Origin of the sequence: Streptomyces sp. NPDC005438 (assembly GCF_040606315.1) — a bacterium.
GTDB lineage: Bacteria > Actinomycetota > Actinomycetes > Streptomycetales > Streptomycetaceae > Streptomyces.
In genome coordinates this window covers 1-25,875 of sequence record NZ_JBEXEP010000003.1, presented here as the reverse complement: position 1 = coordinate 25,875, position 25,875 = coordinate 1, and the positions used below count along the sequence as shown (strand labels likewise).

The window sequence follows — 25,875 nt, the reverse complement described above, 5'->3', positions numbered from 1 at the left end:
GCCCCCGGGGGGAACCGGCCGCTCGACAGACAGGCGCGGACCAGCCCCACCACCCGGGCCGCACGGGTCACCCGGCTCACCCGGAGGAGGGAGGCCAACCTCCCCTCCCCCGACGGCCGTTCACTCGCGCCGAAGGGCTCAGCCCGTGAACGCCTCGTACAGGCTGAACACCGCCAGCGCGGCCATCAGGGCCGCCGCCAGCTTGGTGATCAGCGGGAGCGGCACCACCCGGAGCAGGGTGCGGCCACCGAGGATGCCCAGTCCGGCCACCGCCCACAGCGCGGCGACCGCGCCCAGGCCGACCGACAGCGGGTCGTCGTAACGGGCCGCCAGGTTGGCGGTCATGATCTGCGTCAGATCCCCAAACTCGGCCACCAGGATCAGCATGAAACCGCTGCCGGCGACCTTCCAGAAGGACTGGTCGGAGGGGGTACGCGCCTGTTCCTCCTCGTCGTCCGGGCGCTGGAGGAGCAGCATGGCCGCCCCGGCGAGGAACAGCAGGCCCACCACTGCCTGCACCCAGCGGTGCGGCAGCAGGGTCAGCACGCTGCCGGCGGCCACGGCCAGGGTGACGTGCACCACGAAGGCGGCGGCCACTCCGGCGAAGACGTACGAGGCACGGAAGCGGGTGCCGAGCATCAGCCCGGCCAGTGCCGTCTTGTCGGGCAGTTCGGCGAGGAAGACCACGCCGAACACCACGGCGACGACGGTGAGAGAGATCATCTGGCGCACTCCTGGCGGCAATGCCGTCGCGCCGGAAGGGAGTGGAGCAGCACACACCTCGGCACGACAGCGTCTACGGACACTGCGGCCGAAGGTCTCGCTGGCGTGCGCCTCGCGCACGCTCCGGGCGCCGGGCCACCAGCGAGCTGGCGGCCAGTATGTCGACGGTCCGGCGGAGAGCTACTCCCCCTCGGTCCCCTCACCGTAGACCACGGACGACGACCCCGGCCAGCCACCCCGCTCAGGGCCGTACCCTTCGCATCCGCCCCCTGGCCACCAGTTCCAGGGTCACCACCACCGCCACGGACTGCACCTCCATCAGGGCGACCAGCACGAAGAGTTGGACCGCCCCGGCCATCAGTGGGGAGGCTCCGCCCAGCAGCATTCCGACGAAGGCTCCGGGCAGGGTGACCAGGCCGACGGTGCGGGTCTGGTCCAGGCCCGGGACCAGCGCCCCGGAGGCCGCCGGGCGGGCGACCTCCAGCCGGGCCTCCCGCTCCGACAGCCCCAGGGCGAGGGCGGCCTCCACCTCTCCGTGGCGGGTGGTCAGCTCCTCCAGGGCGCGCCGGCCCGCCAGTACGGTCGCGGTCATGGCACCGCCGACGAGGATGCCGGCGACCGGGATCAGGGCGACCCCGCGTGGGGGCACCAGTCCGGTCAGCAGCAGGGCGGCCAGTACCGGCATTACGGCCAGCAGGACCGGTGCCGCCGCCCACCACCAGCTGTGGTGAGCGGTGATCCGGCGGCCGGCGGTACGGATCGCCACGGCGCACATCAGGGCGACGAAGGCCAGCACACCGGGTACGGCACCCATCGCCCAGCCGATCACCCAGGAGACGGCGGCGAGTTGGAGTGCCGCGCGCAGTCCCGCGGTCAGCAGGGCGGGCCCGTACGGGCTTCCGTCGTCCTGGCGCAGCCGGGCGAGGCTGACGAGGGTGACGGCGGCGAGCAGCAGCGAGGCGAGCACCACGCCGAACACCAGGTCGACCCTAAGGAGGGCATTCGCGGCGAAGGTCACCACAGCACCGTAAGGGGAACATCACGGCGGCGTTCGGAGTCAAGATAGGTCAAAGCCCTTGATGTGACGTGCCCATGTCGCCACGCTGTAACGCGGCACATGCCAACTGGAAACCCGGCGCTGTCAGCATCCCTCCCCACGAGGTGGCACGCCCAACTCCCCCCCACGATTCAAGGAGTTCACATATGCAGGGGATCCAGAAGAGTCACGGCCGTGGCCGGCGCTACGCGCGTGGCTCGGCCGTGGTGGCGGCTCTCAGCGCCGGCGTCCTGCTCGTCGCCGGTACCGGAACCACCGCCCAGGCCGCACCCCCCTCTCCCCCCAGCGCCTCCGAAGCCACCACCATGCTCGGCGAGTTGACCGAACAGGCGGAGGGTTCCTCGGACGGCTACGACCGCGACAAGTTCCCGCACTGGAGCGACCAGGGCGACAACTGCAACACCCGTGAGGCCGTCCTGAAGCGGGACGGCGACGACGTCGAGGTGGGCAACGACTGCTACCCGACCTCCGGCAGCTGGACCAGCGCCTACGACGACGAGACCTTCAGCGAGCCCGGCGACCTGGACATCGACCACGTGGTGCCGCTGTCCGAGGCGTGGAAGTCCGGCGCCTCCTCCTGGACCCAGGAGGAGCGCGAGGGGTTCGCCAACAACCTGGAGATCTCCCAGCTGATCGCCGTCAGCGCCGCCAGCAACCGGTCCAAGAGTGACAAGGACCCGGCCAAGTGGATGCCGCCCAGCGAGGGCTACCACTGCACCTACGCGCGCATGTGGGTCTGGGTGAAGCACACCTACGAGATGACCGTCGACACCGACGAGAAGGCCGCCATCACCGAGGCCCTCGAAGGCTGCTGAGCACCACCGACACCGAAGGTGCCCGGGGCGGGTTGACCGCCCCGGGCACCTTTTCGTCCCGCCTCAGCTCGTCCTCGGTGACCGCAACGACGCCATCCGGTCCCCGGTCGGTCCCGGGAACGGGGTGAACGGCACGGTCAGACAGGCCACCCGCTCCCCCGCCTGACCGACCCCACCCGGCCCGGAGTGGGTGGCCCGCCGGTGCGGCACCCGCGAACGGGCCTCCCCCGGGCGGGACTTCCACCCCTGAAGCGCCTCCGCCCACCCCGCCCCACGGGGGTCGGCGGTGAAGTCCCTCCCCACCTCCTCGCGAGGGTCCACCGAGGGCCGCACGGGACCTTCGACCCGCTGGTAGTGCGGCCCCGGGGGCTCGGAACGGGTACCGCAGGGAGAGATGTGGACCGGCACCCCCAATCCGTGCGCGGTCCTCAACCCCGAGGCACCCGGGGCCCGTCGGGTTCCTGGCTCGCCCTCCTCCGGGGCGAGCCGGATACGGGCGCCGGCCGCCTGCCCGGCCGGTACGAGGGTGCCACCGGTCCGCGCCTCCCGGCCGTCGTCGACCGGGGCGGTCCCCGCCCCGCCCTCGCCCCCGTCCAGGGCCACGCTCTCCGTACCCACCACGACCAGCACGGCCACCGCCACGGCCGCGAGCGCCGCCTTCGCTACCGCCATCGCCAGCTTCCTCCCGCCAACCCGAGCGTGTCGTCGGCACCATGGCAGCGCATCAGCGGAACGAAACCCCCGAACACCAGCCCCACACGCCCCCGAGGGCTCCCTGTGGGCGACCTGGACGTACGCTGTACGGCGGTAACGGAGACAACATCCGCAACACGGCACCCGCTGACAACGAGCGGCTACGGGGAGAGACGGTGCTGGAAACGCTGGGATCGTGGTCTGCGGCCCCGTGGATCTATCTGGTGGTCGTCAGCTCGGTGCTGCTGGACGTCTTCCTGCCGGTGCTGCCCAGTGGAGTGCTGGTGGTCACGGCCGCCACGGCGGCGGCCAGCGGTACCGCGACCGGACTCAGCCACGCCCTGCCCGGGCCGGTGCCCGAGGTGTTCACCCTGCTGGCCTGCGCGGCGACCTCCTCGGTGATAGGGGACCTGATCGCCTGGCAGTTGGCCTGGCACGGCGGCCCCCGGGTGGACAGCGCGCTGGGCCGGCTGCCCCGACTGGCCAAGGCCCAGCGGCAGTTGGGGCACGCGGTGGTGCGGGGTGGCGGCGCACTGGTGGTGGTGGCCCGCTTCGCTCCGGCCGGCCGCTCGGTGGTGAGCCTGATGTCCGGCGCCGCACGCCGCCGGGCCCGCGACTTCCTCCCCTGGTCAGCGCTGGCCGGCATGATCTGGGCCTGCTACGGCGTGGGCGTGGGGTACTTCGGAAGCCACTGGTTCGGCCACAACCCGTTCTCGACCGTGCTGTCGGTGCTCGCCCTGTTCGCCGCCGGGTCGTTCGCGGCCTTCCTGATACGGCGGGCGCCCCGGGAGGTCGCCGACACCCCGCTGGCGATGAGGCCGGCACCTCCCCCCGAGGACGAGCCGGCCTCCCGCCCCGAGCCCCCCGCCCAGTGGGGAGAGGGACTCGGGGGCACCGTCTGAGTCGGGGGCGGTCGCCGCTCAGTCCTTGAGCAGCAGCACCAGTCCGGCCGTGACCAGCGCCAACACCAGTGCGGCCAGGCCGTGTTGCGGTCGCTGTTGCCGCAGTACGGGCAGGGCCCGGTCCACGGCGATCCGGCCGGGCCCGGTGAGGGTGACGGCCGCCGCGGCAGCGACCAGGAACAGTTCGTACTCCACCCCCCGGGGCTGGAAGAAGCCTCCGCCCCACTTGACGTTGAGGGCGTTGAGCATGGTGCCCAGCACCGCGGCGCCGGCCAGCGGGGTCAACAGTCCGAGCACCAGGGCCAGGCCGCCGAAGGTCTCGGCCAGCCCGGCGATGGTGGCCATCGTCTTGCCGGCCGGGTAGCCCATCGCCGAGAAGCCCTGTGCCGTGCCGTCCAGGCCGGGGCCGTCGAACCAGCCGAACAGCTTCTGGCAGCCGTGCGCGGCCATGGTCAGTCCGAGACCGATCCGCAGGACCAGCAGTCCGAGGTCGACCCCCTGGAGGGGACCGTCCTCGGGAGTGGTCGTCCGGGCGCGGTCGGGGAGGGCGGCGGAGGGTGCGCTCATGTCGGTGTCTCCCGAGGGGTCGGGGAAAGTTATTCAAATTCGAACAACATCGACGGTAAGCGGGGAGCCGCCGTACGACAAGCCCACCTAGACTGGGCCCATGACCGCGACGCGTTGGCTCGACGAACAGGAGCAGGCCGCCTGGCAGAGCTTCCTGGAGGCCACCCACCGGGTGGAGCGCCGGTTGGAGCGGCAGCTGCGCGAGGACGCCGGCCTCTCCCATCCGCAGTACGAGGTGTTGGTACGCCTCGCCCGCGAACCCGAGGGTGCCATGCGGATGACCGAACTGGCCCGCGCGCTGATCACCTCCAAGAGCGGACTCACCTACCAGATAGGGCAGTTGGAGAAGCGTGGCCTGGTCAGCAGGTCCTCCTGCCCCGAGGACGTACGCGGGGTCCGGGCCCAGCTCACCGACGAGGGGCGCCAGGTCCTGAAGGACACCGCGCCCGGCCATGTGGAAGCGGTACGGGTGGCCCTCATCGACCCGCTCACCCGTGAGGAACTCACCACCGTCGCCGAGGCCCTGGGCCGGATCGGCGAACGGCTCCGCGAACCCGGCACCCCGGAACGCGGCGGGAAGAACGGCCACCGCGCCCCACACGCCGGCACCGAACGCGGCTGAGGCGCCCCGGCCATGCACGGCCGGTCGCCCCCGGGGCAACGCCCCCTCGCCCCCCTCCGATTCGCCGAGACGTGTCGCGTGGATCCGGGAGACCAGGAGCGCGTTCTGGTGTCGTGCGCCAGGTGACACAGCGAGGCGGCGGAGGCTGAGGCGGGGTCGATGCGGGGCATCGGTAAGCGTCGTCTCCCCGCGATCTACGGCGATCTACGGCGACAACGCGGCGAGGTGACACCGCGGGCGAGTCTCGTAGTCATCCGAACGACACACCCCCAACCGACCGGCCCGGCGGAGGGTTCAGTCCCACACCTCCGCGCCCCCACCACGCCACTCGACCAGACCGGGATCCTCCAGGTCGGGGTCCTCCAGCCCGGCCCGGCGCAGGAACTCCACCAGGTCACGCCGGGAGTAGGCGGTGCCCAGGATCTGCTCCCCGGCCCGCACCCGACGCCCGCCCGACTCGCTGGGCGGGTACACCACGATCGCTATGGCAGCCATGCCGCCAGGGTGAGCCGTACCCGCCCACTTCGCACCCCGGCGGTACGGAGAAAATCCCCGGACCTCTCCCCACGCGGCGTCGGGAGGGACCCCAACCACCGCGCTCCGCCCACGAGTTCGGCCACCGAGGCGCCGGGCGGTCCGGGACCGTACGCGAGCGGCCCGGGGGCGCACCGCGCGTTCCCGGAACCGGCCACCAGCGCGCCCCGGCCGGCCAACCGGGGCCCCTCAACGGCCAGGGCCCGGGCGCGACCGAAGGTCACACCCGGGCCCTGGCACCGGACCTCACACCGCGGCCGGTGTGCTCAACGCCGGCCGGTGAGCATCCGGTACCCCAACAGCAGGATCAGGGACCCGATGATCGCGGCCACCCAGGTCGAGAGGTTGAAGAAGCCGTCCACGGAGTCCACCCCGAACAGGACCTTCCCCAGCCACCCACCGAGCAGCGCGCCCGCCACCCCGATGAGCATGGTGATCAGACAGCCACCGGGGTCCTTGCCCGGCATCAGCGCCTTGGCGATGGCTCCCGCCAGCAGACCCAGAACGATCCAACCGAGAATGGTCACGAACTCCTCCTTCGACGCGGGACGCCTCCGTTCCCTAGAAGCGCGGATGGTGGACATCTGACCGCTGACCACCTGGTTAAACACCCGGCGAGCCACCCCCGCACATCCGCCCGCCACCTTCCGAGGGGCGGAGGCGGGTGTGAGAGCGGTCCAGCCTGGTAACCCGGCGGAGGCGGTCCCCGTACGGACTCCGGGGACCGAACCCGACAGGTGGGTCGTGGAGACCGCGCGGCCCGGTCACGAGGGCGCCGGGATCGGGATCCGGCGCCGCGAAGGTGGTGTTCACCCCATGAGCGAGAGCGTACGGAAGACCCGTCCGACCAAGGTGGTGGCCGTCCTCTACCCCGACAGCCGGGACGAGGAGTGCGACGACGTCCCGGCCGCCGTCGGCAACGCCCTGGGCCTGCGTCCGTTCCTGGAGAACGCCGGCCACACCCTGGTCAGCACCTCGGACACCGGCGAGGAACTGGACCGCGAACTGGCCGACGCGGACGTACTGATCACCACCCCCTTCTGGCCGCTGTACCTGGACGAACAGCGGGTGAAGCACGCCCGCCGCCTCCGTCTGGTGATCACCGCCGGGATCGGCTCCGACCACATCGACGAGGACGTCGCCCGCCGGCACGGCATCTCCGTGGCCGAGGTCACCGGCAGCAACGTGGTGAGCGTCGCCGAACACAACGTGATGGCGATCCTCGCCCTCGTACGGGGCTTCCTGCCGGCGCACGCCCAGGTCGCGGAGGGCCGTTGGGACGTGGCCGAGGCCGCCTGTGCCGCCCACGACCTGGAGGGAAAGACCGTGGGGCTGGTGGGCCTGGGGGCCATCGGGGCCCGCACGGCCCTACGGCTGCGCCCCTTCGACGTGACGCTGCTGTACTACGCCCGGCACCGTCGCGACCCCGCCGAGGAGGCCACCCTGGGGGCGCGCTACGCACGGCTGGACGACCTCGTCGCGGAGTCGGACGTGGTCTGCCTGGCGTTGCCGCTCCAGGGGGAGAGCCGGGCTCTGTTCGACGCCCGTCGGCTGGCGGCGATGAAGCCCGGCAGCTGGCTGGTGAACACCGCTCGCGGCGCCATCGTGGACCGTGACGCCCTGGTGGAGTCCCTGGAGAAGGGGCATCTGGCCGGTTACGCCGGGGACACCTGGTACCCGCAGCCGGCACCGCCGGACCACCCCTGGAGGACGATGCCCCGGCAGGCGATGACCATCCACTACTCCGGCATGACCCGGGAGGCCCAGCACCGCATCGCCGCCGGGGTACGGGAGATCCTCACCGCCCACCTGGAGGGCGAACCCCTGCCCGAGGACTACCTGTTGGTGGACGGTTCGCGGGACTGAGCCCCTTCGGTGCCCCACCCCCGGGTGCTCGCCGGACAGGGCGACCGGTTTGCCCGGCCCCCTCCCGGCAACCCGGGCGGCAGGGGCCCACCGTGAGGCGGCCCCCGGTCACGTCCCTGGAGGAGTACCGCGCGCATGACGACCGACGACCCGGCGAACACCGACGGCCCGACCCAGGACCCGACCACCCGGCACCCCCGCCCGCCGTTCCCCCAGCAGTCCGACGCCCACCCCGGGCACACCGAGCACATGTCACCGCGCCCCGACCACGGGGAGGACAGCTACCGGGGTTCGGGACGCCTCACCGGCCGTCGGGTCCTGGTCACCGGTGGCGACTCGGGCATCGGGCGGGCGGTGTGCCTGGCGTTCGCCCGGGAGGGCGCCGACGTGGCGCTGACCTGCCTGCCCGAGGAGGAGGACGAGGGGCGGGCCAGCGCCGCCCTGGTCGAGGAGGCCGGCCGCAGGGCCCTGGTCCTGACCTGCGACGTCCGCGAGGAGGAGCAGTGCCGACGGGTGGTGGAGCGCACCGTCGACGCGTTCGGGGGGCTGGACGTGCTGGTCAACAACGCCGCGTACCAGATGTCGCAGCCCGGCGGCATCGAGGACATCACCACCGAGCAGTTCGACCGGGTGGTGAAGACCAACCTGTACGCCACCTTCTGGCTGTCGAAACTGGCCGTGGCCCACCTGCCGAAGGGCGGATGCATCATCAACTCCGCCTCCGTACAGGGCTACAAGCCCAGCCCCCACCTGCTGGACTACGCGACCACCAAGGGCGCCCTCGTCAACTTCACCCAGGGGCTCGCCGCGATGCTGGCCGAACGCGGGATCAGGGTCAACGCGGTCGCTCCGGGACCGGTGTGGACCCCGCTGATCCCGGCCACCCTCCCGGACACCGAACGCTTCGGCGCGCAGAGCCCGTTGGGCCGGGCGGCACAGCCCGCCGAGATGGCGCCGGCCTACGTCTTCCTGGCCTCGCCCGAGGCCAGCTACATCACCGCCGAGATCGTCAACGCCACCGGGGGCACTCCCCTGCCCTGACCACGCTCCGGGAGCCCCCTCCCCGGTGTGCCGGCGCTCCCCGTACACGCCGACACCGCCGTGTCACCCCTGGTCGTCGCGCCCGAACGTTCGGGAACCCCGTACTCCGTTCCGTGCAACCTTCACCACCGGGCGCTCGTCGATTCGGTGGGGCGCCCCCGAGGAGACCTCAGGGCGCGTACGAGAACCTCCTAGCGAACCGGAGCGTGGATGCAGGGCCGAAACAGACGAGTCACGGCGGCGGTGGGGGCCGCCCTGCTGGTGCCGGCGGTGGCGTGGGGGGCGTACTCGTTCTCCGGTGACGGCACGGACCACGGGTCGCCCGCGCCCCCGTCGACCTCGGCATCCACCCCGAAGGACTCCGCCACCACCCAACTCCGGGCCGAGGGGCGGCAGCTGGTGACGCTCAGGTTGCCCGGGGGCCGCCGGGTGGAGATGCGCCACGTCAACGGCCGGGGCCTCCAGGAGCGCCACTACGACCCCGACACCGGCAAGTGGTCCCAGGCCACCCTGCTGTACCGGACCAGGACCGAGGCCTGCCCGGACATCACCCTGACGGCCTCCCACGGCACCGTCGCCGCCATCGCGGACTTCGGCCGCTTCTGCGACGACGGCGAGCCGCCGGAGGAGTCCGTCGCCGCGATCGGTACCGGGGACCTCTCCCACTGGACGAAGCACCTCAAGAAGCGCTTCGACGGCTGGACGAAGGTGAAGATCACCGGCGAGGGCGCCCGCGCACGCTTCCGTCAGTACGGCGACCAGCAGGTCACGACCCTGGAGTGGTCCCGCAGCGGGGGCTTCGGCACCCCCACCGAGAGCCGCCGGGTGAAACAGCTCGACGAACGGTACTTCGGCAGCTGGAAGTCCCGGGACGGTTCACAGCGGGTGGCGGTCCAACGCCGGGGCCACCACGGGGTGGCGACCTTCTTCCGCCAGAAGGGACCCCGCTGTGTCGTCCGGGTCGGACTGTTCACCCAGGCCAGCCGGGAGGGCGAGTTCCGGGGCGTCTACCGTCAGGCGGGCGAGCGCTCCAGGTCCTGCCCCTTCCAGGACTTCTGGGACCGGATGAAACTCAACAAGGCGGGCACCCGGCTGAGCTTCGACGCCCTGCCGCTCACCTTCACCAGGGTCGAGCCCAACGAGGAGGAGCGGAAGCTCCCCACCCCTCCCCCGGCGGTGTTCAGCCTGGACCGGGACTGGCTCGGCACCTGGCGGCTCCGGGACGGTGACGAGCGGCTGACCGTCAAGGAGTCCACCCCCGACTCCCCCTTCGCCGTACTCACCAGGACCGGTGGTCAACGCTGCGTGGCCCGGGTTCCGTTGTACGCCCGGAACAGCGCGACCACGGACAAGGTCGCCTCCAAGCCGGTACGGGTCGTCGAGGGGAAGGCGTCCGAGGAGTGCCGGCCCAAGGACGTGACCCTCACCCTGGCGAGGGACGGGAAGTCGCTCACGCGGTCCACCCCCGGCCAACCCCGGAAGGTCTACCTGCGGGACTAGGGTGTGCCACCCCTCCCACGCCGAGGGGGCCTCTCCGCGCTGCGTGAGCGGAGAGGCCCCCTCGGACACACCTTCCCCGGAGGGAACGGCGACTTCTTCGAGTGGGCGCAACAGGGATCGAACCTGTGACATCTTCCTTGTAAGGGAAGCGCTCTACCGCTGAGCTATGCGCCCCGGCCACAACGAGGCCAAAGCCTACCCTGCTTCGACCAGGCCCGCGCAAACCCGCCCTCCCCGACTTCTGGCGACTCCCGATCCGAAACTCCCGGCCCTCCGTGTTCGTCGTACCGGGTGGGAGAATGGCAGCCGGCCAGGCCAGGGCGACGACGTACGGGAGAGGATCACGTGACGGCGATGAACGGCGGCTCCCGCCGCTGGGGCTGGGGGAGCGGTCGCGTGGAGAGTCAGCGCGCCCAGGCACAGACCGCCAAGGACGACGCCGCGCACGCCTTCTACGAACTCGACACCGCGCAACGGGGACTACGGATCTCCATCGAGGCGATCACCGCCGTCGACAACTCACCCGCCGGCCGCAAGGCCGTCGCCGACTTCGAGGCCCTCGGCACCCGGATCGACCAGGTCAGCCACGACTACATCACCGCCGTCGACTCCTACGACCTGGACCGCGACGACCTGGACGGCGGTACCGCCTCCTCCGCGCTCCAGGACCTGACCCGGGCCAAGGAGGCCCTGCAACGGGTCAACCAGGAACTCACCCGCTTCGAGCAGGGGCTGGGCCCGCTGCTGGAGAAGGCCGAGACCCAACTCGCCCAGCTGGCACCGGCGGTGGAGCGGGCCCGGCAGGGACTGCTGGCCGCCACCCAGGCCCTGGAGGAGGTGCGTGCCGCCGGCCTGCGGGCCGACGAACTGGCCTCCCGGCTCGCCGGGCTGTCGCCGGAACTGACCCGGCTCAACGAGGGCGCCGGCACCCACGGGGTGTCGGACACCCTGCGCCGGGCCGACCGGGTGCAACGCGAGGCGGAGGCGATCCGGGTCGAGGCCGCGCAGCTGCCCCAGAAGGCCGAGGACATCGACAAGCGGCTGTCCTCGCTGCGCACCCGGGCCCAGGCTCTGCACACCCGGGCCGGCCAGGTGGAGCCGGTGCTCAGCGAGTTGCGAAGACGGTTCAGCGCCGCCTGCTGGCAGGACCTCCAGCGGGTGCCGGAGCAGGCGGTGCGCTCGGCGACCCAGGCCGAGGAGAAGCTGCGCGAGGCCACCCAGGCCCGCCGGGACCAGCGTTGGGCGGACGCGACCAGTCTGCTGTCCACGGTGCGGGCGCTGTTGAACTCCACGGACGAGGCGGTGAAGACGGCGGGGGAACGCCTGGACCGGCTCAACGCCGTGTCCTTCGACCACGCCAAGGAGGTCGAGCGGGTCCGCTTCGCCATCCGGGACGCCCAGCGGCTCGCGATGGCCGGCCGGTCCACGCCCGACCCCCGGCACGCCGCCCCGCTGGACAGTTCGGTGGAGCGGGTGGACCGCGCGGTGGCGGGCCTGACCGGACGGCACCCCGACTACTGGCACTTCCTCCAGGAGCTGGACGCCGTCAAGGAGACGGTGGGCGGCGTGGTGGAGCAGATCCGCCAGGAGCGGGCCAGCGGCTGAGGCGCAACGGCCGTGGTGGCGGCGCCTATTGCCGTCCGACGGGTCGGGGTGGGCATCGCCGGGCCGGAGTGGAGGACGGCGGCCTATGCTGCGGCCATGCCTCGTTACGAGTACCGGTGCCGTGAGTGCGGCGCCACCTTCGAACGCAACCGTCCGATGGCCGAGTCCTCCGCACCGGCCAGCTGCCCCTCCGGCCACCAGGACACGGTGAAGCTGCTGTCCACCGTGGCGCTGGGCGGCGGTGCCGCCTCGGCCCCCGCCCCGGCACCGCCCTCGGGTGGGGGCGGTGGCTGCTGTGGTGGCGGCTGCTGTGGCTGAGGGCGCGGGCGTACGCCCCGTGCCGGTGAGCCCGGACGGCGGACGGGGTGGCGGGTGACCAGCTTCGCCCTGGCCCCCGAACGCCGCGACGCCTATCTACGGCGGATCGGGATGGAGCGGCCCCGCGAGGCCGACGCGGCGGCCCTGCGCGCCCTGCACCGTGGCCATCTGCGGGCCGTCCCCTTCGAGAACCTCGGCATCCACCTCGGCGAGGGGCTGAGCCTCGACCCGGAGGCGCTGGCCGCCAAGGTCATCGACCGGCGTCGAGGAGGACTGTGCTACGAGCTGAACGGCATGTTCGCGGCCCTGCTCACCGCCCTGGGATACGAGGTCGCCCTGCTGAACGCCCGGCCCTTCGCCGGGGACCAGCCGGGACCGGCCTTCGACCACCTGGCACTGCGGGTCAACACCCCCGAACCCTGGTTGGTGGACGTCGGCTTCGGCCGGCACGCGGAGTTCCCGTTGCGGCTGGAGGAGCGGGGAGAGCAGCCGGACCCCGGCGGGGTCTTCCGGCTGGAGGAGGTCGGGGACGGTGACCTGGACCTGTCGCGGGACGGGGAGCCGCAGTACCGCCTGGAACCGCGCCCCCGGCAGTGGCAGGACTTCACCATGGGCTGCTGGTGGCACGGCACCTCACCGGACTCCCACTTCGCCCGTTCCCTGGTGTGCTCCCGGCTCACCGACAGCGGCCGGATCACCCTCAGCGACCGGCTGCTGACCGTCACCGAGGGCGGGGAACGGCGCGAGGAGCGGTTGACCGAGGCCGAGGCCCTCGCGGCGTACCCGGAGCACTTCGGGTTCACCCTGGACCGGCTGCCCCCGGCTCCCCCCGGTCCGTCGGCCGGGAGCTGAGGTCCACCGCCCGGCGCAGGATCTCCTCGCCGGCCCGTACCCCGACCGTCTCCAGGGCGGTGACGTGGTCGGCGCTCCATCCGACGGTGGCCAGTTCGCCGTGGCCGGGGCGCCAGCCGTGGTGGGCGGCCAGCAGCAGGTCGGCGTCCAGCAGGGAGTCGCCGGCGGCCAGGAGGGTGTCGGCCCCGGTGCGCCGGGCCACCTCGGCCAGGGCGGCGCTCTTGGTGAGGGGGCGGGGTACGGCGTAGACCTTGCGGCCCTGGAGGGAGACCGTCCAGCCCAGGGGCTCCGCCCACAGGGCGAGTTCCTTCACCCAGCCCTCGGGGAGCCGTTCGCGGTCCACCACCAGGTAGGCGAACAGGTCCTCGGCGACCCGTTCCTTCAGCAGCCAGTCCGGGTCGGCGGTCCTCCGTAGCCGTTCCCGCACCTCGGCCAGCGGGGCGCAGCCGCCGTCCAGGGTCCGGCGCACCCTCCGGTGCCAGTCGGGGTCGGTGACGCCGTCCACCAGCAGGTGGCCGCCGTTGGCGCAGATGGCGAACCGGGGTGTGGGTCCGGGCAGCCGGACCCTGGCGTACTGCTCCCGGGTACGGGTGGTGCAGGGCACGAACCAGGCCTGCCGGGCGAGCGGTTCCAGCAGCCGGGCGGCCTCCTCGGTCAGGTAGGACAGCGGCCGGCCCTGATAGACCTCGACGCACAGCAGCCGGGGCGCTTCGGCGTCCGGGCAGTCCAGGTGGAGTGCGGCGGCCGAGTAGATCAGGGTGCGGTCCAGGTCACTGGCGACCAGGTATCCGGTCATCGGGCGGCCCTTCCGTCGGCGCCGACGGCGCCCCGGGTGTAGTGGGGGTGGATCAACCCCACGCAGCTGTAGGGGAGTTCGTCGACCTCCTCCACCGGTACCCCGCGCTGCTGGGCCAGCAGGCGTACGTGTTCCAGGTCGGGGCCGGCGTCCCGGCGGGCCAGCACCTTCCACGGCACCCGGCGCAGCAGCACCCGGGTGGTCTCCCCCACTCCGGGCTTGACCAGGTTGACGTCGTGGATGCCGTACTCCTCGCTGATCCGCTCCACGGCGCGCCAGCCGGCCCAGTGGGGGGCGCGGTCGGTGTGGGCGAGTTCCCGCACCCGTTGGTCGACCTGGTCGACGACCTCGGGGAAGTGGGCGCTGACGGTGTCCAGGAAGTGGCCGGACAGGTCGTCCTCGGCCAGTTCCCGGTAGCACTTGGCGCCGTGGTAGTCGTTCGGGCCCACCAGGTCGGCGCGCAGCACGGTGCGGGAGACCAGGCCGGAGACGGTGGAGTTGAGGCAGGCGGAGGGGATGAGGAAGTCCTCCCGGGTGCCGAAGGTACTCACGCAGCCGCCGGGGTCGGCCAGCACCGCGATGTCCGGGTCGAAGTCGCCCCACGCGCGCAGGGCGTCGGCCAGTTCGCGGGTGATGGCGCCCTTGCCGGTCCAGCCGTCGACGAACACCACGTCGGCCGGGTCGTGGTGGGTGGCCAGGTAGCGCAGGGCGGTGCCGTCGATGCCCCGGCCCCGCACGATGGACAGGGTGTAGTGGGGAAGCTCGACCCCGCGTACCCGTTCCGCCCAGCGGCGCATCAGTACGCCCACCGGGGTGCCGGCCCGGGCCAGTGAGGCCAGCACCGGGGTGCGGCCGGGCCCGCCCCGCTCGACGAGGACCAGGTCGGTGACGGTGCCCACCGCCCGGGCCATCCGGGCGGCGGAGCCCTCCAGGGCCTGGTGGAACAGCCGCTGGTACTCGGGGCTGGGCTGGTACTCCACGGGCAGCGACTCGGCGTAGTGCGCCCTGCCGCTCTGCACCGCCTCCTCCCGCTCCTCGGTGGGCGCCTCCAGGGCGACCGAGGACAGGTCCTGGAGCAGCCAGCCGACCTCCTCGGGGGCGTAGGAGGAGAAGTCCGGCCCGCGCAGCGGGGCGGGCGGCGGGACGTGTGAGGGCAGCACCGTGTACAGCAACTGGTCGGTGTGCTCGGTGAGTTGGGACAGCAGTCCCCCGGCGACGTGCAGTTGGGGGGTGTCGCCGGTGGAGTCCACCACGGCCACGACGGCGTCGAAGCCCGCGCCGGCCACGTTGTACGCGTACCGGGCGGCCTCTCCCCCGTCGGTCGGCTGGTCGTGGGCCGGGAACCGCAGGGCGGTGCGGATGGCGTACCCGGGCTCGTCCACGGCCAGCACCGGGGAGCGGGTGGTGGTGGAGTAGCGCACCGACAGTTCGGGGTGACGCCGCTGGAGGGTGTGGGCCAGTCGCAGCGGGGCGTACATCAGCTCCTCGTTGCCCAGCACCAGCACCCGGCGCGCGGCCGGTTCCAGGGCGTCGGCCAGCCGGTCGGCCATGGCCGGCAGCGCGGACTCCAGGCGGCGCCGGTGGGCGGCGGTGAAGCCGTGGCGTCCCCCGTCCGGTACGCCCAGTGGCCAGCCCAGTTCCACCCGGGCGGTCACCGCGTTGTCAGCCCCGTCGGGCGGCGGCTGGTGCGCGCGCGCGGGGTCCTGGGAGGTGTCCCACTCGTCCACCAGGGCCCGGCCACGCTCCAGGGCGTCGTCCGGGAGGTCCACGGTGCCGGTGGCCAGGGCCACCACGTCGACCCGGGCGCCCAGTTCGGCCGCGCACTTGTCCAGCTCGGCCCGGTCCGTGGGGGACCGCAGGTCGACCAGGGCGGCCACCACGTAGTGGTCCCGCCGGTGGACCCGGTGCAGGGCGGCCAGGGTGTTGCGGACGGTGCGGCCGGTGGACAGTTCGTCGTCCACCAGCACCAACGGCCCGTCCTCGGCCAGCAGTCGGGGATCGCCGGGCAACAGCAGGTGGGAGGTGGCGTGGCTGTGCTCCTCCTCGAACCCGCCGGCCGACGGTACGCCCTCCACCCGGCGGCGTGTGGAGTGCAGGCACGTCCCGGCGCCCACCCCGTCGGCCACGCTGTGCCCCAGCCCGGTCGCGGTCTCGGCGTACCCCAGCACCAGTGCGTGGGGGCGCCGCTCCTCCCCCAGCAGGGCGCCGACACGTCGGCCCAGCTCCAGCCCGGCCCCGTACACCTCGGCCGGGCTGGTGGGGACGTGCTTGCCCAGCACCCGGGAGACCAGCAGATGGGCCCGCCGGGGGTTGCGGCGCAGGGCGAGGCCGAGCAGCTCGGTGAGCCCCTCCCCCTTCAGCCGTACCCGGAGACGTTCGCTGACCCAGTCGCCCGACCAGGGCTGTCGGGGCTCGTCGTAGCTGTCGTTCACTGACCCACCGTTTCTCGGTCGTTCCGCTGTCCTGTGCTTCAGGCCCCGGTGGCCAGCAGCTCCACGAAGCCGACGCCCTCCCGCGCCACTCCGAACACCTCGCCGCGCAGCAGGGTGCGTTCGGCCCAGGCGCGGTGGGGTTTCACCTCGTTCATCTTGTTGGTGTACGCCGAGCGCAGCACCCCGCCGCCGTGGCGTTCCGGGCTGAGGATGTCCGTGGCGTCGCTGTACTCCTCGTGGCTCACCACCGACAGCGCGTGCACCGGCAGTACGTGGGAGGGGTGGATGCAGGTCTTGCCCAACAGCCCGTTGGCGCGGTCGAGTTCGACCTCGCGCAGCAGGCCGTCCAGGTCCCGCTCGATCAGGTTGGTCCGCAGGTCCTCCGCGTGGCCGCTGAGGAAGGGGCTCTGCCGCAGCAGGGGCTTGAACTTCCGCTCCTGGGACCGGAAGTACTCCCACACCGGTCCGGTGACCGTGAAGCCCGTACCGTCCAGCCGGCCCAGAACGTTGACCACGTCGGCTATGGCCGAGGCGACCATGCGGATGTCGTAGACGGTCATGTCCGGCGAGCGCCGCAGACCGTAGGTGGCGCACAGGTCGGTGACGCCCAGCCGCATGGCCAGGACCCGGTCCCGGTACTTGTCGGCCACCCGCGCGACCCCCCGCAGGGCCTCGTAGCGGGTCTCCAGGTGCAGCAGTTCCGGGGACTCCAGCACCGGCATGGCGAACAGCCGGTGCCCGGACGTGCTGGACGCGGCGGCCAGCGCCTCCATGAACGGCAGACCGCGTTCCTCGGTGAACTTCGGCAGTACGAAACCGGCCAACAGCTCGGTCAGCGGCCCCAGTCGGGACGCCAGGTCCTCGATCTGCTCGGGGTGGCGCACCCGCACGAACAGCATCGGCAGTTCCTCGACCGGGCTGAGCCGTCGAAGCTCGCCCAGCTGCCGCACCAGGTTCCGTTCGGCCGACGGTACGTCGGCGTCGTCGATGGAGTCCTCCAGGCACAGCACCATGGACACCACGCCCCGGTCCGCCTGCTTCAGCACGTCGGAGGCCAGGGTGTCGCGGGTGGCCGGTGCGTAGAGGGTGGCGCCCAGGGCGACGGCCAGCAGCCGTGCCGGGGAGTCGATGGTGAACTCCACCGGCTCGCGGTGGAACAGCCGATGTCGCTCGGTACTTGCCAGTTGTCGGAAGTGGCGCATTCCGTTCCCCCGAATCCCCCGAAGAGACCGTTGCCGCCTCCTCACACCTGGGTTCGTGGAGGCGGCCCAGCGGTTCATCGTACGTACGGACGGGGAAAACCAGCCCACGGGACGGGTGAATATCACGTTACCCGCACGTACGCCCCGATTCCCTCGCGTTGTCCTCACCGGTGGGGAACGGGCAGGATGGATGCCATGACGCGCGCCATGACGAAGGGGTCCAACACCGCTCTCCCGGTGACAGCGGTTCGTGCCGTACTGCGCTGGTCAGGCGGTGCGGACGCCCCGGATGTGGACGCGTCGGCCCTGCTGCTGGGCGCGGACGAGCGGGTGCGCTCGGACGACGACTTCATCTTCTACAACCAGCCACGCCACCCCTCGGGCCTGGTGCGCCACCTCGCCAAGACCAGCGACGGCGGCACCATCCGGGACAGCGTCGAGGCCGACCTCCACGCCCTGGAGTCCAGCGTCGCCCGGGTGATGCTGGTGGCCTCCTGCGACGGCGGCACCTTCGCCCAGGTCAGGGACGCGGTGCTGCTGGTGCACGACAGCGAACGGCTGGACGAGCCCCCACTGCTGGAGTTCCCCATCTCCCCCGAGACCGGCGGGGAGACCGCCATGCTGTGCGGGGAGTTCTACCGCCGGGGCGACACCTGGAAGTTCCGTGCGCTGAGCCAGGGCTACGACTCGGGGCTGGTCGGACTCGCCACCGAGTTCGGCATCTCGGTGGACGAGGGAGAGGGCTCCGACGACGGTGCCCCCGAGCCGGACGCCTCGGACACCGTGACGGCTCCGGCCGGCGCCGGTGGGCCCGGCCCCTCCGAGCCGACGCCGGTGGGTCCAGCCACCGTCGGGCCGGGACTGGTCGTCGCGGAGACCGGGGAGTACCACCTGCCCGCCCCGATGCCCCAGCCCCAGACGGCCGCCGACGCCTCGGTGCCCCCACCCCCCGGGGAGCCCCGGATACCCGAGCCGGAGCCGATCCCCGCGCCGCCACCCGAGCCGGGGCCGCCCTCGCCGGAGCCCACTCCCCCGTCCGAGCCCCTGCCCTCGGGCGCCTTCGTGGCGGCCAACCAACCGACCCAGCCGGCCCAGATGTACGTGCCGCCACCCCAGCAGCCCCCGGCGACCCAGCCGGCCTACGGCTACCCGCAGCCCGCGTACGGCTACCCGCAGCACCCTGACCCCTCGTTCCAACTGCCCCCGCAGGGGCCCCAGTTCATGCGTCGCTGAGAGGTCGCGGGAGCCGTCGCCGGGACGGCGCCCAGACGGGTCCCGGCCCGGCTCACGTACTGCGGGCGGGAGCGCCTCGCCTGTCCGCCCGAGAGGGCGGTGACCGTGGGGCTGGCGGCCTCCGCCCGGTCGCGCGCTACGTACTGGTCTTGTAGCCGCGCCCCCACTGCAGGCCCCAGCCGTACAGCCGGTCCAGCTCGGCCTGGAAGCCGTAGACGTAGCGCACCTCCCGGCGCACCATCAGTTCGTCCTTCTCCTTCTCCAGCAGGAAGACGGCGCAGGAGCGCGCCTGGGGCGCCCGCTCGTGGAGGCCGATCTCCAACCGGGGTCCGTTGCTGGGGATGACGGTGACGATGGCCTGGGTACGGTCGAAGGCGGGGGTGCCGTCGTAGATGTAGACGAAGAACAGCAGTCGACGGATCTGGTCCCGGTAGTCGAGGTTGACGTAGAGGGTCTCCCCGGACGGTGCGCCGAAGCGGTCGTCACCGGTCAGCTTGATGAACGGCGGCGCGTTGAAGTCACCGAGGTAGTTGCCCAGCGGCTGCACCACGCCCTTGCTGCCGTCGGCCAGTTCGTACATGCAGGCCAGGTCCAGATCGACGTTCACCACCCCCTGGGTGTGCGAACCCACCACTTCCGGACGGAGGGCGCGCAGGGGATGCCGCAGGGACGGCCGGCGCTTGGGGGCGTCCATGTCGGAGGTCCGCATCCGCCAGTTCAGGTTGACCTGGAGGTTTCCGGTGTCGGCACCCTGACGTGTCAGGGACACGGTGGACTGCCGCTTGGTCATCTCCAGTGCGTAGCTGGAGGGCCCACCCATCATGTCGAAGCTGGGGCCGGCGCCCCTGCCCATGCTCCGTCGCCAGTTCTCCCAGAGGGAGACCATAAGGCCCAACTCCCCACCGTAGGTCGGTACATGCCTCGGGGCGGCACGCGGTCGCACCGTGCCGCCCCGAGGGGAGACTTCCCTCGATCAGGGTACGCTCACACGCCCTCCGGGCCCATGGCGCACTCTGGCTTGATCAGACTCCTGAACCCACCTGATTCTCCGACTTGTCCTCGCCGCCCTCGGAACCCTCCTCGGCGGCCAGCCGGCGGTTGCGGAGCACCGAGCCCCAGAACGACCCGGCGATGAGGGCCACGCCCACCAGACCGGTGATCACCTCGTGGATCTCGTACTTGACGGTGATCAGCAGGATGGCGGCCAGGGCGCCGATGGCGTAGTGGGCGCCGTGCTCCAGGTACTCGTAGTCGTCCAGGGTGCCCTGACGGACCAGGAAGACCGTGAGCGAACGGACGTACATCGCCCCGATGCCCAGGCCGAGCGCCATCCAGAAGATGTGGTTGGTGATGGCGAAGGCGCCGATGACGCCGTCGAAGGAGAAGGAGGCGTCCAGCACCTCCAGGTAGAGGAACATGAAGAAGGCGGCCTTGCCGGCCAGTCCGACCATGGACGGGTCCTTGCCGGCCCGCTTGGCGGCTTCCTCCTCCTCGTGTTCGCGTTCCTCCTCCTCTTCGAGTTTGTCCTCGAAGTGTCCGGAGAGGCCCCCGACGATGAGATAGGTGATCAGACCCGCCACCCCGGCGAGCAGTACGGTGCCGGACTTGTCCGCGTGTCCGCTGCTGACGTGGGCGCTGGTCGCCACGGTGGTGGCGGTCACCGCGAGGGCGATGAGGGCGACACAGACCGACAGGCCGTCGACGCTGCCCAGCTTGGCGAGCCGGGACTCCAGCCAGCCGAACCACTTGACCTCGCGGTCCTCGAAGATGAAGTCCAGGAAGATCATCAGCAGGAACATCCCGCCGAACGCCGCGATGGCCGGATGCGCGTCCGTGACCATCGCCTCGTACTTCTCCCGGTCCTCCATCGCCATCTGGACCGCTTCGATCGGGCCCTTCTTCGCGGTGATGGCGACGATCACCACGGGGAAGACCAGCCGCATTCCGAAGACCGCGATGAGGATGCCGATGGTGAGGAAGATCCTCTGCCAGAACGGGTTGAGCTTTTTCACGATACTGGCGTTGACCACCGCGTTGTCGAAGGACAACGAGATCTCGAGGACCGAGAGGATCGCCACCAGAGCGAAGGCCTCCCACCCCCAGACCCCCGCCGCGAAGGCCAGTCCGGCGGCCGTGACCGCGAAGGACCAGCCAAAGGTTTTCAGAAGCACTGGTTACCCAATCTCTCTCTGATGAGATTCCCCCGCGCCGTACGCGGCTCGGCCGCGCCCGGCGGCCTCTTTTTACGAAACGTTGACCCCGAAGTCTAGGGCGATGCCTCGGAGACCTGACGCGTACCCCTGTCCCACCGCACGGAACTTCCACTCGTTCCCGTACCGGTACAGCTCACCGAAGATCATCGCCGTCTCCGAGGAGGCGTCCTCGGTCAGGTCGTAGCGCGCCAGCTCGGTCCCGTCCGCCTGGTTGAGCACACGGATGTAGGCGTCGGTGACCTGGCCGAAAGTCTGGTGACGGGACTCGGCGTCGTAGATGGAGACCGGGAAGACGACCTTGTCCACCTGCGGCGGGACCAGGGTCAGGTCCACCAGCACGGTCTCGTCGTCACCGCCGGTGCCACCGACCAGTTCGTCGCCGGTGTGCTCGACGGAGCCCTCCGGGCTCTTGAGGTTGTTGTAGAAGATGAAGTACTCGTCACCGAGCACCCGGCCGTTCGCGCAGAGCAGGGCGCTGGCGTCCAGGTCGAAGTCGGCTCCGGTGGTGGAACGGGCCTTCCAGCCCAGGCCGACCTGGACCTTCGTCAGGTTGGGTGCGGCCTTCGAGAGGGATACGTTGCCCCCCTTGGCAAGCGTGACGCCCATGTTCTGCTTCCTCTCCCCGATGTGTGCGTTGCTACATGGCTGTGTAGTCAAGCGCCCCGGCGCCGCACACCCCCTGATGACGGAAGTCTGCGGCGCCGGAACTCTGCCGTAAAGCGGCCCGATCGATGTGCACATCATCGCCACTTGTTTGTGATGTCGCTCAACCCTGGGACGGCTGGCCCATGTCTCGCAGTGGGGCGTGACCTCAGACGTTGACGCCGAAGTCCTGGGCGATGCCACGCAGGCCGGAGGCGTAGCCCTGGCCGATGGCGCGGAACTTCCACTCGGCGCCGTTGCGGTACAGCTCACCGAAGACCATCGCGGTCTCGGTGGAGGCGTCCTCGCTCAGGTCGTAGCGCGCCAGCTCGTTGCCGTCCGCCTGGTTCACCACGCGGATGTAGGCGTTGCGCACCTGGCCGAAGCTCTGCTGCCGGGTCTCCGCGTCGTAGATGGAAACCGGGAAGACGATCTTGTCCACGTCGGCCGGCACGCCGGCGAGGTTGACGTTGATGACCTCGTCGTCGCCCTCGCCCTCACCGGTGAGGTTGTCACCGGTGTGCTCGACGGAGCCGTCGGGGCTCTTGAGGTTGTTGAAGAACACGAAGTTCTGGTCGTTGGCGACCTTCCCCTCCGCGTTGGTCAACAGCGCACTGGCATCGAGGTCGAAATCGGTGCCGGTGGTGGTACGAGCGTCCCAACCCAGACCCACGATCACCGCGGTGAGGTTCGGCGCTTCCTTGGTCAGCGAGACGTTGCCGCCCTTGCTGAGGCTGACTCCCACGAGTCCTCCTGTGCGTTGTTCGTAAAGGAGCACACAGTGCCCCCGATTTACACGATGCCGTCAGATCAACGCTTCGATCCTAGTGAGCGGTTCCCCGGCACACAGCCCCCGTGTGGAACGCGGGACGGTCGCGGTGAAGCCGTGGGAACAGCGGGCCACCAGAAGGTGTCAGAGCGTTTCCAGGGCCTTGACGTAGTCGTTGAGGTCGCGGGCATCGGGGAGGCCGTTGACGACGCTCCACCGCACGACGCCGTCCCGGTCGATGACGAAGGTGCCACGCACCGCGCAGCCCTTCTCCTCGTCGAAGACGCCGTAGTCGCGGGAGGCGTTGCCATGCGGCCAGAAGTCGGAGAGGAGCGGGTACTCCAGCCCCTCCTGCTCGGCGAACACCCGCAGGGCGAAGGGGGAGTCGTTGGACACGGCCAGCAGCTGCACGTCGTCGTTCACGAACCGGGGCAGCTCGTCACGAAGCGCGCAGAGCTCGCCGGTGCACACCCCCGTGAAAGCGAAGGGGTAGAAGATCAGGACGACGTTCTTCTCGCCCTTGAAGTCGGAGAGTCGCACGGTCTGTCCGTGCTGGTCCTTCAACTCGAAGTCCGGGGCCTGGGAGCCGACCTCGATCGCCATGGTGCGCTTCCCTTCGTGTGGTTCACACCTAACTGAGGGGATCAGCCTACGCACCGCGCGCCGCGACACCGTCGGCAGCCTCGGGGGCCGCCGACGGTGGTACGGAGAGAGGCACCACGCGCCACAGGGGGTTACGGAACGCCACTCGGAGTGGGTGGACAGGGAGGTGGAGGCGGCCGGAACGGTGCCGTGGCCCCAGGCACCCGACGGCCTCGTCGGTTCGCTACTTCCCGGGGCTCACCGCTTGCCCGAGCGGGCGGCCTTGGGCGTCACCAGCCGGCTGCCGGTCCAGTCCTTGCCCGCGTTCACACTGCTCGTCTGGGCCAGGCCGGCGGTCTGGGCGGCCTCGTTGATGTCACTGGCCTCGACGTAGCCGGGGCGGCCGGTCTTCGGGGTCATCAACCAGACCGGGGCACCCTCGTCGATCATCATGATGGCGTCCACCAGCGCGTCCGTCAGGTCGCCGTCGTCCTCGCGGAACCACAGCATCACCGCGTCGGCGACGTCGTCGTAGTCCTCGTCGACGAGCTGGGTGCCCGTGATTGCCTCGATCCCCTCACGGAGGGCCTGCTCGGTGTCGTCGTCGTAGCCGAGCTCCTGGACCACCTGCTCGGGCTGGAAACCCAGCCTTTCGGCGGGGTTGGTCCGCTCCTCCGCGTGGTCCGCGGTCGCGCTCACGGATTGCCTCCTGTCATCTTTCTTCAGAGTGCCTCTGGACGCCCCGTTCTCACGAGGCATGAGCCGTAGTCCACACGGGCCGGGCGGATCGCGCAAGTACCTTGCCTTCCATCCCCCCCAAACGTTGACGTGTCCTCCCACAATGCATGATCGACAGCGGTTCGCACCAGATCGGTTACTCCTGGATTTCCCTTCTTTGCCCCCTCTGCGCGACTGGCCCCGACACGTCCGCCACGTCGCCCACCGGACGCCCCCGGCGAGTCCGCTCCCGACGGAACGTACCCTTGGCAGTTGGCCGATCGCCGTACGCGCGACCTCGCCGCGCGCCCCAGCGGCGGCGGGTGGGAGAACGTTCGACGGTCGAGCCGAGGCCGAGAGGGTGGGTCTCGCCCATCTCCTGGGCGCCTGCCTGCGGTTACCTCTCAGTAGAGGTGACGTAAACGCGGCAGCAGTACACGATGGAGGCGGCGCGACTCCATAAAGATCAAGACCAAACAGCGAAGGAACAGCGTGGCTTCCGGATCCGATCGCAACCCGATCATCATTGGCGGCCTTCCCAGCCAGGTCCCGGACTTCGATCCCGAAGAGACCCAGGAATGGCTCGACTCGCTCGACGCGGCTGTCGACGAGCGGGGCCGGGAACGTGCCCGCTACCTCATGCTCCGAATGATCGAGCGCGCCCGCGAGAGGCGGGTCGCCGTCCCGGAGATGCGTAGCACGGACTACGTCAACACCATCGCGACCAAGGACGAGCCGTTCTTCCCCGGTAACGAAGAGGTCGAACGGAAGGTCCTGAACGCGACACGCTGGAACGCGGCCGTCATGGTCTCGCGCGCTCAGCGCCCCGGCATCGGGGTCGGTGGACACATCGCCACCTTCGCCTCCTCTGCCTCCCTCTACGACGTGGGCTTCAACCACTTCTTCCGGGGCAAGGACCAAGGCGACGGCGGCGACCAGATCTTCTTCCAGGGACACGCCTCCCCTGGTGTGTACGCCCGGGCCTTCCTGCTCGACCGCCTGTCCGAGAGCCAGCTCGACGGCTTTCGCCAGGAGAAGTCGCGCTACCCGGACGGCCTGTCGAGCTACCCGCACCCCCGGTCCATGCCGGACTTCTGGGAGTTCCCGACCGTCTCCATGGGGCTCGGCCCCATCGGGGCGATCTACCAGGCGCGCATGAACCGCTACATGGAGGCACGGGGCATCGCGGACACCTCGCGCTCCCACGTGTGGGCCTTCCTCGGCGACGGCGAGATGGACGAGCCGGAGTCGCTCGGGCAGCTGTCCCTCCCCGCCCGTGAGGGGCTGGACAACCTCACCTTCGTGGTGAACTGCAACCTCCAGCGGCTCGACGGTCCGGTGCGTGGCAACGGCAAGATCATGCAGGAGCTGGAGTCCTACTTCCGTGGGGCCGGCTGGAACGTGATCAAGCTCGTCTGGGACCGCTCCTGGGACCCGCTGCTGGCCCAGGACCGTGACGGGGTGCTGGTGAACAAGCTCAACACCACCCCGGACGGGCAGTTCCAGACCTACGCCACCGAGACCGGCGCCTACATCCGTGACCACTTCTTCGGCGGGGACCACCGGCTGCGGGCCATGGTCGAGAACATGACCGACGACCAGATCCTGCACCTGGGTCGCGGCGGTCACGACCACCGCAAGGTCTACGCGGCCTACGCCGCCGCCAAGGCCCACAAGGGCCAGCCGACGGTGATCCTCGCGCAGACGGTGAAGGGCTGGACCCTGGGGCCCAACTTCGAGGGCCGCAACGCCACCCACCAGATGAAGAAGCTGACGGTCGACGACCTCAAGCGCTTCCGGGACCGTCTCCACCTGCCGATCGCCGACAAGGAGTTGGAGTCCGGGCTTCCGCCGTACTACCACCCGGGTCGGGACTCGGAGGAGATCCAGTACATGCACGACCGCCGCCGTGAGCTGGGCGGTTACGTGCCGACGCGGGTGGTCCGCGCCAAGCCCCTGGAGCTGCCGGGCGACAAGACCTACGCCACGGTCAGGAAGGGGTCCGGTCAGCAGCAGGTCGCCACCACCATGGCCTTCGTACGGCTGTTGAAGGACCTGATGCGGGACAAGGAGATCGGCAAACGCTTCGTGCTGATCGCCCCGGACGAGTACCGCACGTTCGGAATGGACTCCTTCTTCCCCTCGGCCAAGATCTACAACCCGCTGGGGCAGACCTACGAGTCGGTGGACCGCG

General features: G+C 70.9%; 26 protein-coding genes and 1 tRNA gene. 11 read left to right on the top strand and 16 right to left on the bottom strand.

The genetic code is table 11. The features are described from left to right. Nucleotides 1-138 precede the first annotated feature (138 nt). Both ABZT14_RS08350 and ABZT14_RS08345 read right to left on the bottom strand, forming a co-directional pair. A complete protein-coding gene (locus tag ABZT14_RS08350) occupies nucleotides 139-723 on the bottom strand; it encodes a TMEM165/GDT1 family protein (RefSeq protein ID WP_356298629.1) in 585 nt (194 codons plus the stop codon). Nucleotides 724-964: 241 nt separating this feature from the next. Then, nucleotides 965-1,741, bottom strand: coding sequence for an ABC transporter permease (locus ABZT14_RS08345; RefSeq protein ID WP_356298627.1), 777 nt, complete (start codon nucleotides 1,739-1,741; stop codon nucleotides 965-967). A 185-nt stretch (nucleotides 1,742-1,926) separates the two neighbouring features. Here ABZT14_RS08345 and ABZT14_RS08340 point away from each other — a divergent pair, with 185 nt between their 5' ends. Next, a complete protein-coding gene (locus tag ABZT14_RS08340) occupies nucleotides 1,927-2,595 on the top strand; it encodes an HNH endonuclease family protein (protein WP_356298625.1) in 669 nt (222 codons plus the stop codon). Nucleotides 2,596-2,658: 63 nt separating this feature from the next. On the opposite strand, the gene ABZT14_RS08335 is transcribed toward ABZT14_RS08340, so the two are convergent. Then, on the bottom strand, nucleotides 2,659-3,267 hold the full coding sequence (locus tag ABZT14_RS08335; protein WP_356298624.1) for a superoxide dismutase family protein: 609 nt from the start codon (nucleotides 3,265-3,267) through the stop codon (nucleotides 2,659-2,661). A gap of 197 nt (nucleotides 3,268-3,464) precedes the next feature. Here ABZT14_RS08335 and ABZT14_RS08330 point away from each other — a divergent pair, with 197 nt between their 5' ends. After that, complete coding sequence (locus tag ABZT14_RS08330; protein WP_356298622.1) at nucleotides 3,465-4,190, top strand: VTT domain-containing protein; 726 nt, start codon at nucleotides 3,465-3,467, stop codon at nucleotides 4,188-4,190. 18 nt (nucleotides 4,191-4,208) lie between these two features. Here the strand turns inward: ABZT14_RS08330 and ABZT14_RS08325 are convergent, their stop codons facing one another. Beyond that, nucleotides 4,209-4,757: a DoxX family protein gene (locus tag ABZT14_RS08325; protein WP_356298620.1), complete on the bottom strand. Its 549-nt coding sequence runs from the start codon at nucleotides 4,755-4,757 to the stop codon at nucleotides 4,209-4,211. Nucleotides 4,758-4,857: 100 nt separating this feature from the next. Here ABZT14_RS08325 and ABZT14_RS08320 point away from each other — a divergent pair, with 100 nt between their 5' ends. Further along, a complete protein-coding gene (locus ABZT14_RS08320; protein ID WP_356298618.1) occupies nucleotides 4,858-5,379 on the top strand; it encodes a MarR family transcriptional regulator in 522 nt (173 codons plus the stop codon). A 294-nt stretch (nucleotides 5,380-5,673) separates the two neighbouring features. Here ABZT14_RS08320 and ABZT14_RS08315 read toward each other — a convergent pair whose 3' ends face one another. Both ABZT14_RS08315 and ABZT14_RS08310 read right to left on the bottom strand, forming a co-directional pair. Continuing rightward, nucleotides 5,674-5,874, bottom strand: coding sequence for a hypothetical protein (locus ABZT14_RS08315; RefSeq protein ID WP_356298617.1), 201 nt, complete (start codon nucleotides 5,872-5,874; stop codon nucleotides 5,674-5,676). A 305-nt stretch (nucleotides 5,875-6,179) separates the two neighbouring features. Then, on the bottom strand, nucleotides 6,180-6,440 hold the full coding sequence (locus ABZT14_RS08310; protein WP_356298615.1) for a GlsB/YeaQ/YmgE family stress response membrane protein: 261 nt from the start codon (nucleotides 6,438-6,440) through the stop codon (nucleotides 6,180-6,182). A gap of 289 nt (nucleotides 6,441-6,729) precedes the next feature. Here ABZT14_RS08310 and ABZT14_RS08305 point away from each other — a divergent pair, with 289 nt between their 5' ends. The 3 genes from ABZT14_RS08305 to ABZT14_RS08295 all read left to right on the top strand — a co-directional run bounded on the left by ABZT14_RS08305 (nucleotide 6,730) and on the right by ABZT14_RS08295 (nucleotide 10,320). Then, on the top strand, nucleotides 6,730-7,779 hold the full coding sequence (locus tag ABZT14_RS08305) for an NAD-dependent formate dehydrogenase (RefSeq protein ID WP_356298614.1): 1,050 nt from the start codon (nucleotides 6,730-6,732) through the stop codon (nucleotides 7,777-7,779). Between the two features lie 135 nt (nucleotides 7,780-7,914). Beyond that, a complete protein-coding gene (locus ABZT14_RS08300; RefSeq protein ID WP_356298612.1) occupies nucleotides 7,915-8,820 on the top strand; it encodes an SDR family oxidoreductase in 906 nt (301 codons plus the stop codon). Between the two features lie 210 nt (nucleotides 8,821-9,030). Continuing rightward, nucleotides 9,031-10,320 carry a hypothetical protein gene (locus ABZT14_RS08295; RefSeq protein ID WP_356298610.1) on the top strand — a complete coding sequence of 430 codons (1,290 nt, stop codon included), beginning with the start codon at nucleotides 9,031-9,033 and terminating at the stop codon, nucleotides 10,318-10,320. A 102-nt stretch (nucleotides 10,321-10,422) separates the two neighbouring features. On the opposite strand, the gene ABZT14_RS08290 is transcribed toward ABZT14_RS08295, so the two are convergent. After that, nucleotides 10,423-10,494 (bottom strand) — tRNA-Val (locus tag ABZT14_RS08290). A gap of 180 nt (nucleotides 10,495-10,674) precedes the next feature. On the opposite strand from ABZT14_RS08290, the gene ABZT14_RS08285 reads away from it, so the two are divergent. The 3 genes from ABZT14_RS08285 (at nucleotide 10,675) to ABZT14_RS08275 (ending at nucleotide 13,095) form a co-directional block, all read left to right on the top strand. Further along, complete coding sequence (locus tag ABZT14_RS08285; RefSeq protein ID WP_356299299.1) at nucleotides 10,675-11,925, top strand: hypothetical protein; 1,251 nt, start codon at nucleotides 10,675-10,677, stop codon at nucleotides 11,923-11,925. Nucleotides 11,926-12,021: 96 nt separating this feature from the next. Further along, nucleotides 12,022-12,243, top strand: a complete 222-nt coding sequence (locus ABZT14_RS08280; protein WP_356298608.1) for a zinc ribbon domain-containing protein — start codon at nucleotides 12,022-12,024, stop codon at nucleotides 12,241-12,243. A 54-nt stretch (nucleotides 12,244-12,297) separates the two neighbouring features. Then, nucleotides 12,298-13,095 carry an arylamine N-acetyltransferase gene (locus ABZT14_RS08275; protein ID WP_356298606.1) on the top strand — a complete coding sequence of 266 codons (798 nt, stop codon included), beginning with the start codon at nucleotides 12,298-12,300 and terminating at the stop codon, nucleotides 13,093-13,095. Here the strand turns inward: ABZT14_RS08275 and ABZT14_RS08270 are convergent. From ABZT14_RS08270 to ABZT14_RS08260, 3 genes are read right to left on the bottom strand one after another with little or no spacing between them, the layout of a single operon-like run. Next, nucleotides 13,043-13,891: an HAD family hydrolase gene (locus ABZT14_RS08270; protein WP_356298604.1), complete on the bottom strand. Its 849-nt coding sequence runs from the start codon at nucleotides 13,889-13,891 to the stop codon at nucleotides 13,043-13,045. The two genes, ABZT14_RS08275 and ABZT14_RS08270, sit on opposite strands and share 53 nt — an antisense overlap. Next, a complete protein-coding gene (locus tag ABZT14_RS08265; protein ID WP_356298603.1) occupies nucleotides 13,888-16,323 on the bottom strand; it encodes a phosphoribosyltransferase in 2,436 nt (811 codons plus the stop codon). Before ABZT14_RS08265 ends, ABZT14_RS08270 begins: the two co-directional genes overlap by 4 nt. Nucleotides 16,324-16,361: 38 nt before the next feature. Beyond that, complete coding sequence (locus tag ABZT14_RS08260) at nucleotides 16,362-17,525, bottom strand: HpcH/HpaI aldolase/citrate lyase family protein (RefSeq protein WP_356298601.1); 1,164 nt, start codon at nucleotides 17,523-17,525, stop codon at nucleotides 16,362-16,364. Between the two features lie 195 nt (nucleotides 17,526-17,720). Between ABZT14_RS08260 and ABZT14_RS08255 the strand changes: the two genes are divergently transcribed. Beyond that, nucleotides 17,721-18,758, top strand: a complete 1,038-nt coding sequence (locus ABZT14_RS08255; protein ID WP_356299298.1) for a TerD family protein — start codon at nucleotides 17,721-17,723, stop codon at nucleotides 18,756-18,758. 136 nt (nucleotides 18,759-18,894) lie between these two features. Here the strand turns inward: ABZT14_RS08255 and ABZT14_RS08250 are convergent, their stop codons facing one another. From ABZT14_RS08250 to ABZT14_RS08225, 6 genes are all read right to left on the bottom strand, one after another. Continuing rightward, entirely contained in the window at nucleotides 18,895-19,611 is a 717-nt protein-coding gene (locus ABZT14_RS08250) for a Tellurium resistance (RefSeq protein ID WP_356299296.1), read from the bottom strand. Between the two features lie 169 nt (nucleotides 19,612-19,780). Next, the gene (locus tag ABZT14_RS08245; protein ID WP_356298599.1) at nucleotides 19,781-20,929 is read right to left on the bottom strand and encodes a DUF475 domain-containing protein; all 1,149 of its coding nucleotides are present in this window, start codon (nucleotides 20,927-20,929) and stop codon (nucleotides 19,781-19,783) included. Between the two features lie 72 nt (nucleotides 20,930-21,001). Continuing rightward, nucleotides 21,002-21,577, bottom strand: a complete 576-nt coding sequence (locus ABZT14_RS08240; RefSeq protein ID WP_356298597.1) for a TerD family protein — start codon at nucleotides 21,575-21,577, stop codon at nucleotides 21,002-21,004. A 205-nt stretch (nucleotides 21,578-21,782) separates the two neighbouring features. Further along, a complete protein-coding gene (locus ABZT14_RS08235) occupies nucleotides 21,783-22,358 on the bottom strand; it encodes a TerD family protein (protein ID WP_356298595.1) in 576 nt (191 codons plus the stop codon). Between the two features lie 168 nt (nucleotides 22,359-22,526). Further along, complete coding sequence (locus ABZT14_RS08230; protein ID WP_356298594.1) at nucleotides 22,527-22,985, bottom strand: peroxiredoxin; 459 nt, start codon at nucleotides 22,983-22,985, stop codon at nucleotides 22,527-22,529. Nucleotides 22,986-23,222: 237 nt separating this feature from the next. Further along, a complete protein-coding gene (locus ABZT14_RS08225) occupies nucleotides 23,223-23,663 on the bottom strand; it encodes a DUF3052 domain-containing protein (RefSeq protein WP_356298592.1) in 441 nt (146 codons plus the stop codon). A 510-nt stretch (nucleotides 23,664-24,173) separates the two neighbouring features. On the opposite strand from ABZT14_RS08225, the gene aceE reads away from it, so the two are divergent. Next, a partial coding sequence (gene aceE, locus ABZT14_RS08220; protein WP_356298590.1) for a pyruvate dehydrogenase (acetyl-transferring), homodimeric type occupies nucleotides 24,174-25,875 on the top strand: 1,702 nt, incomplete at its 3' end.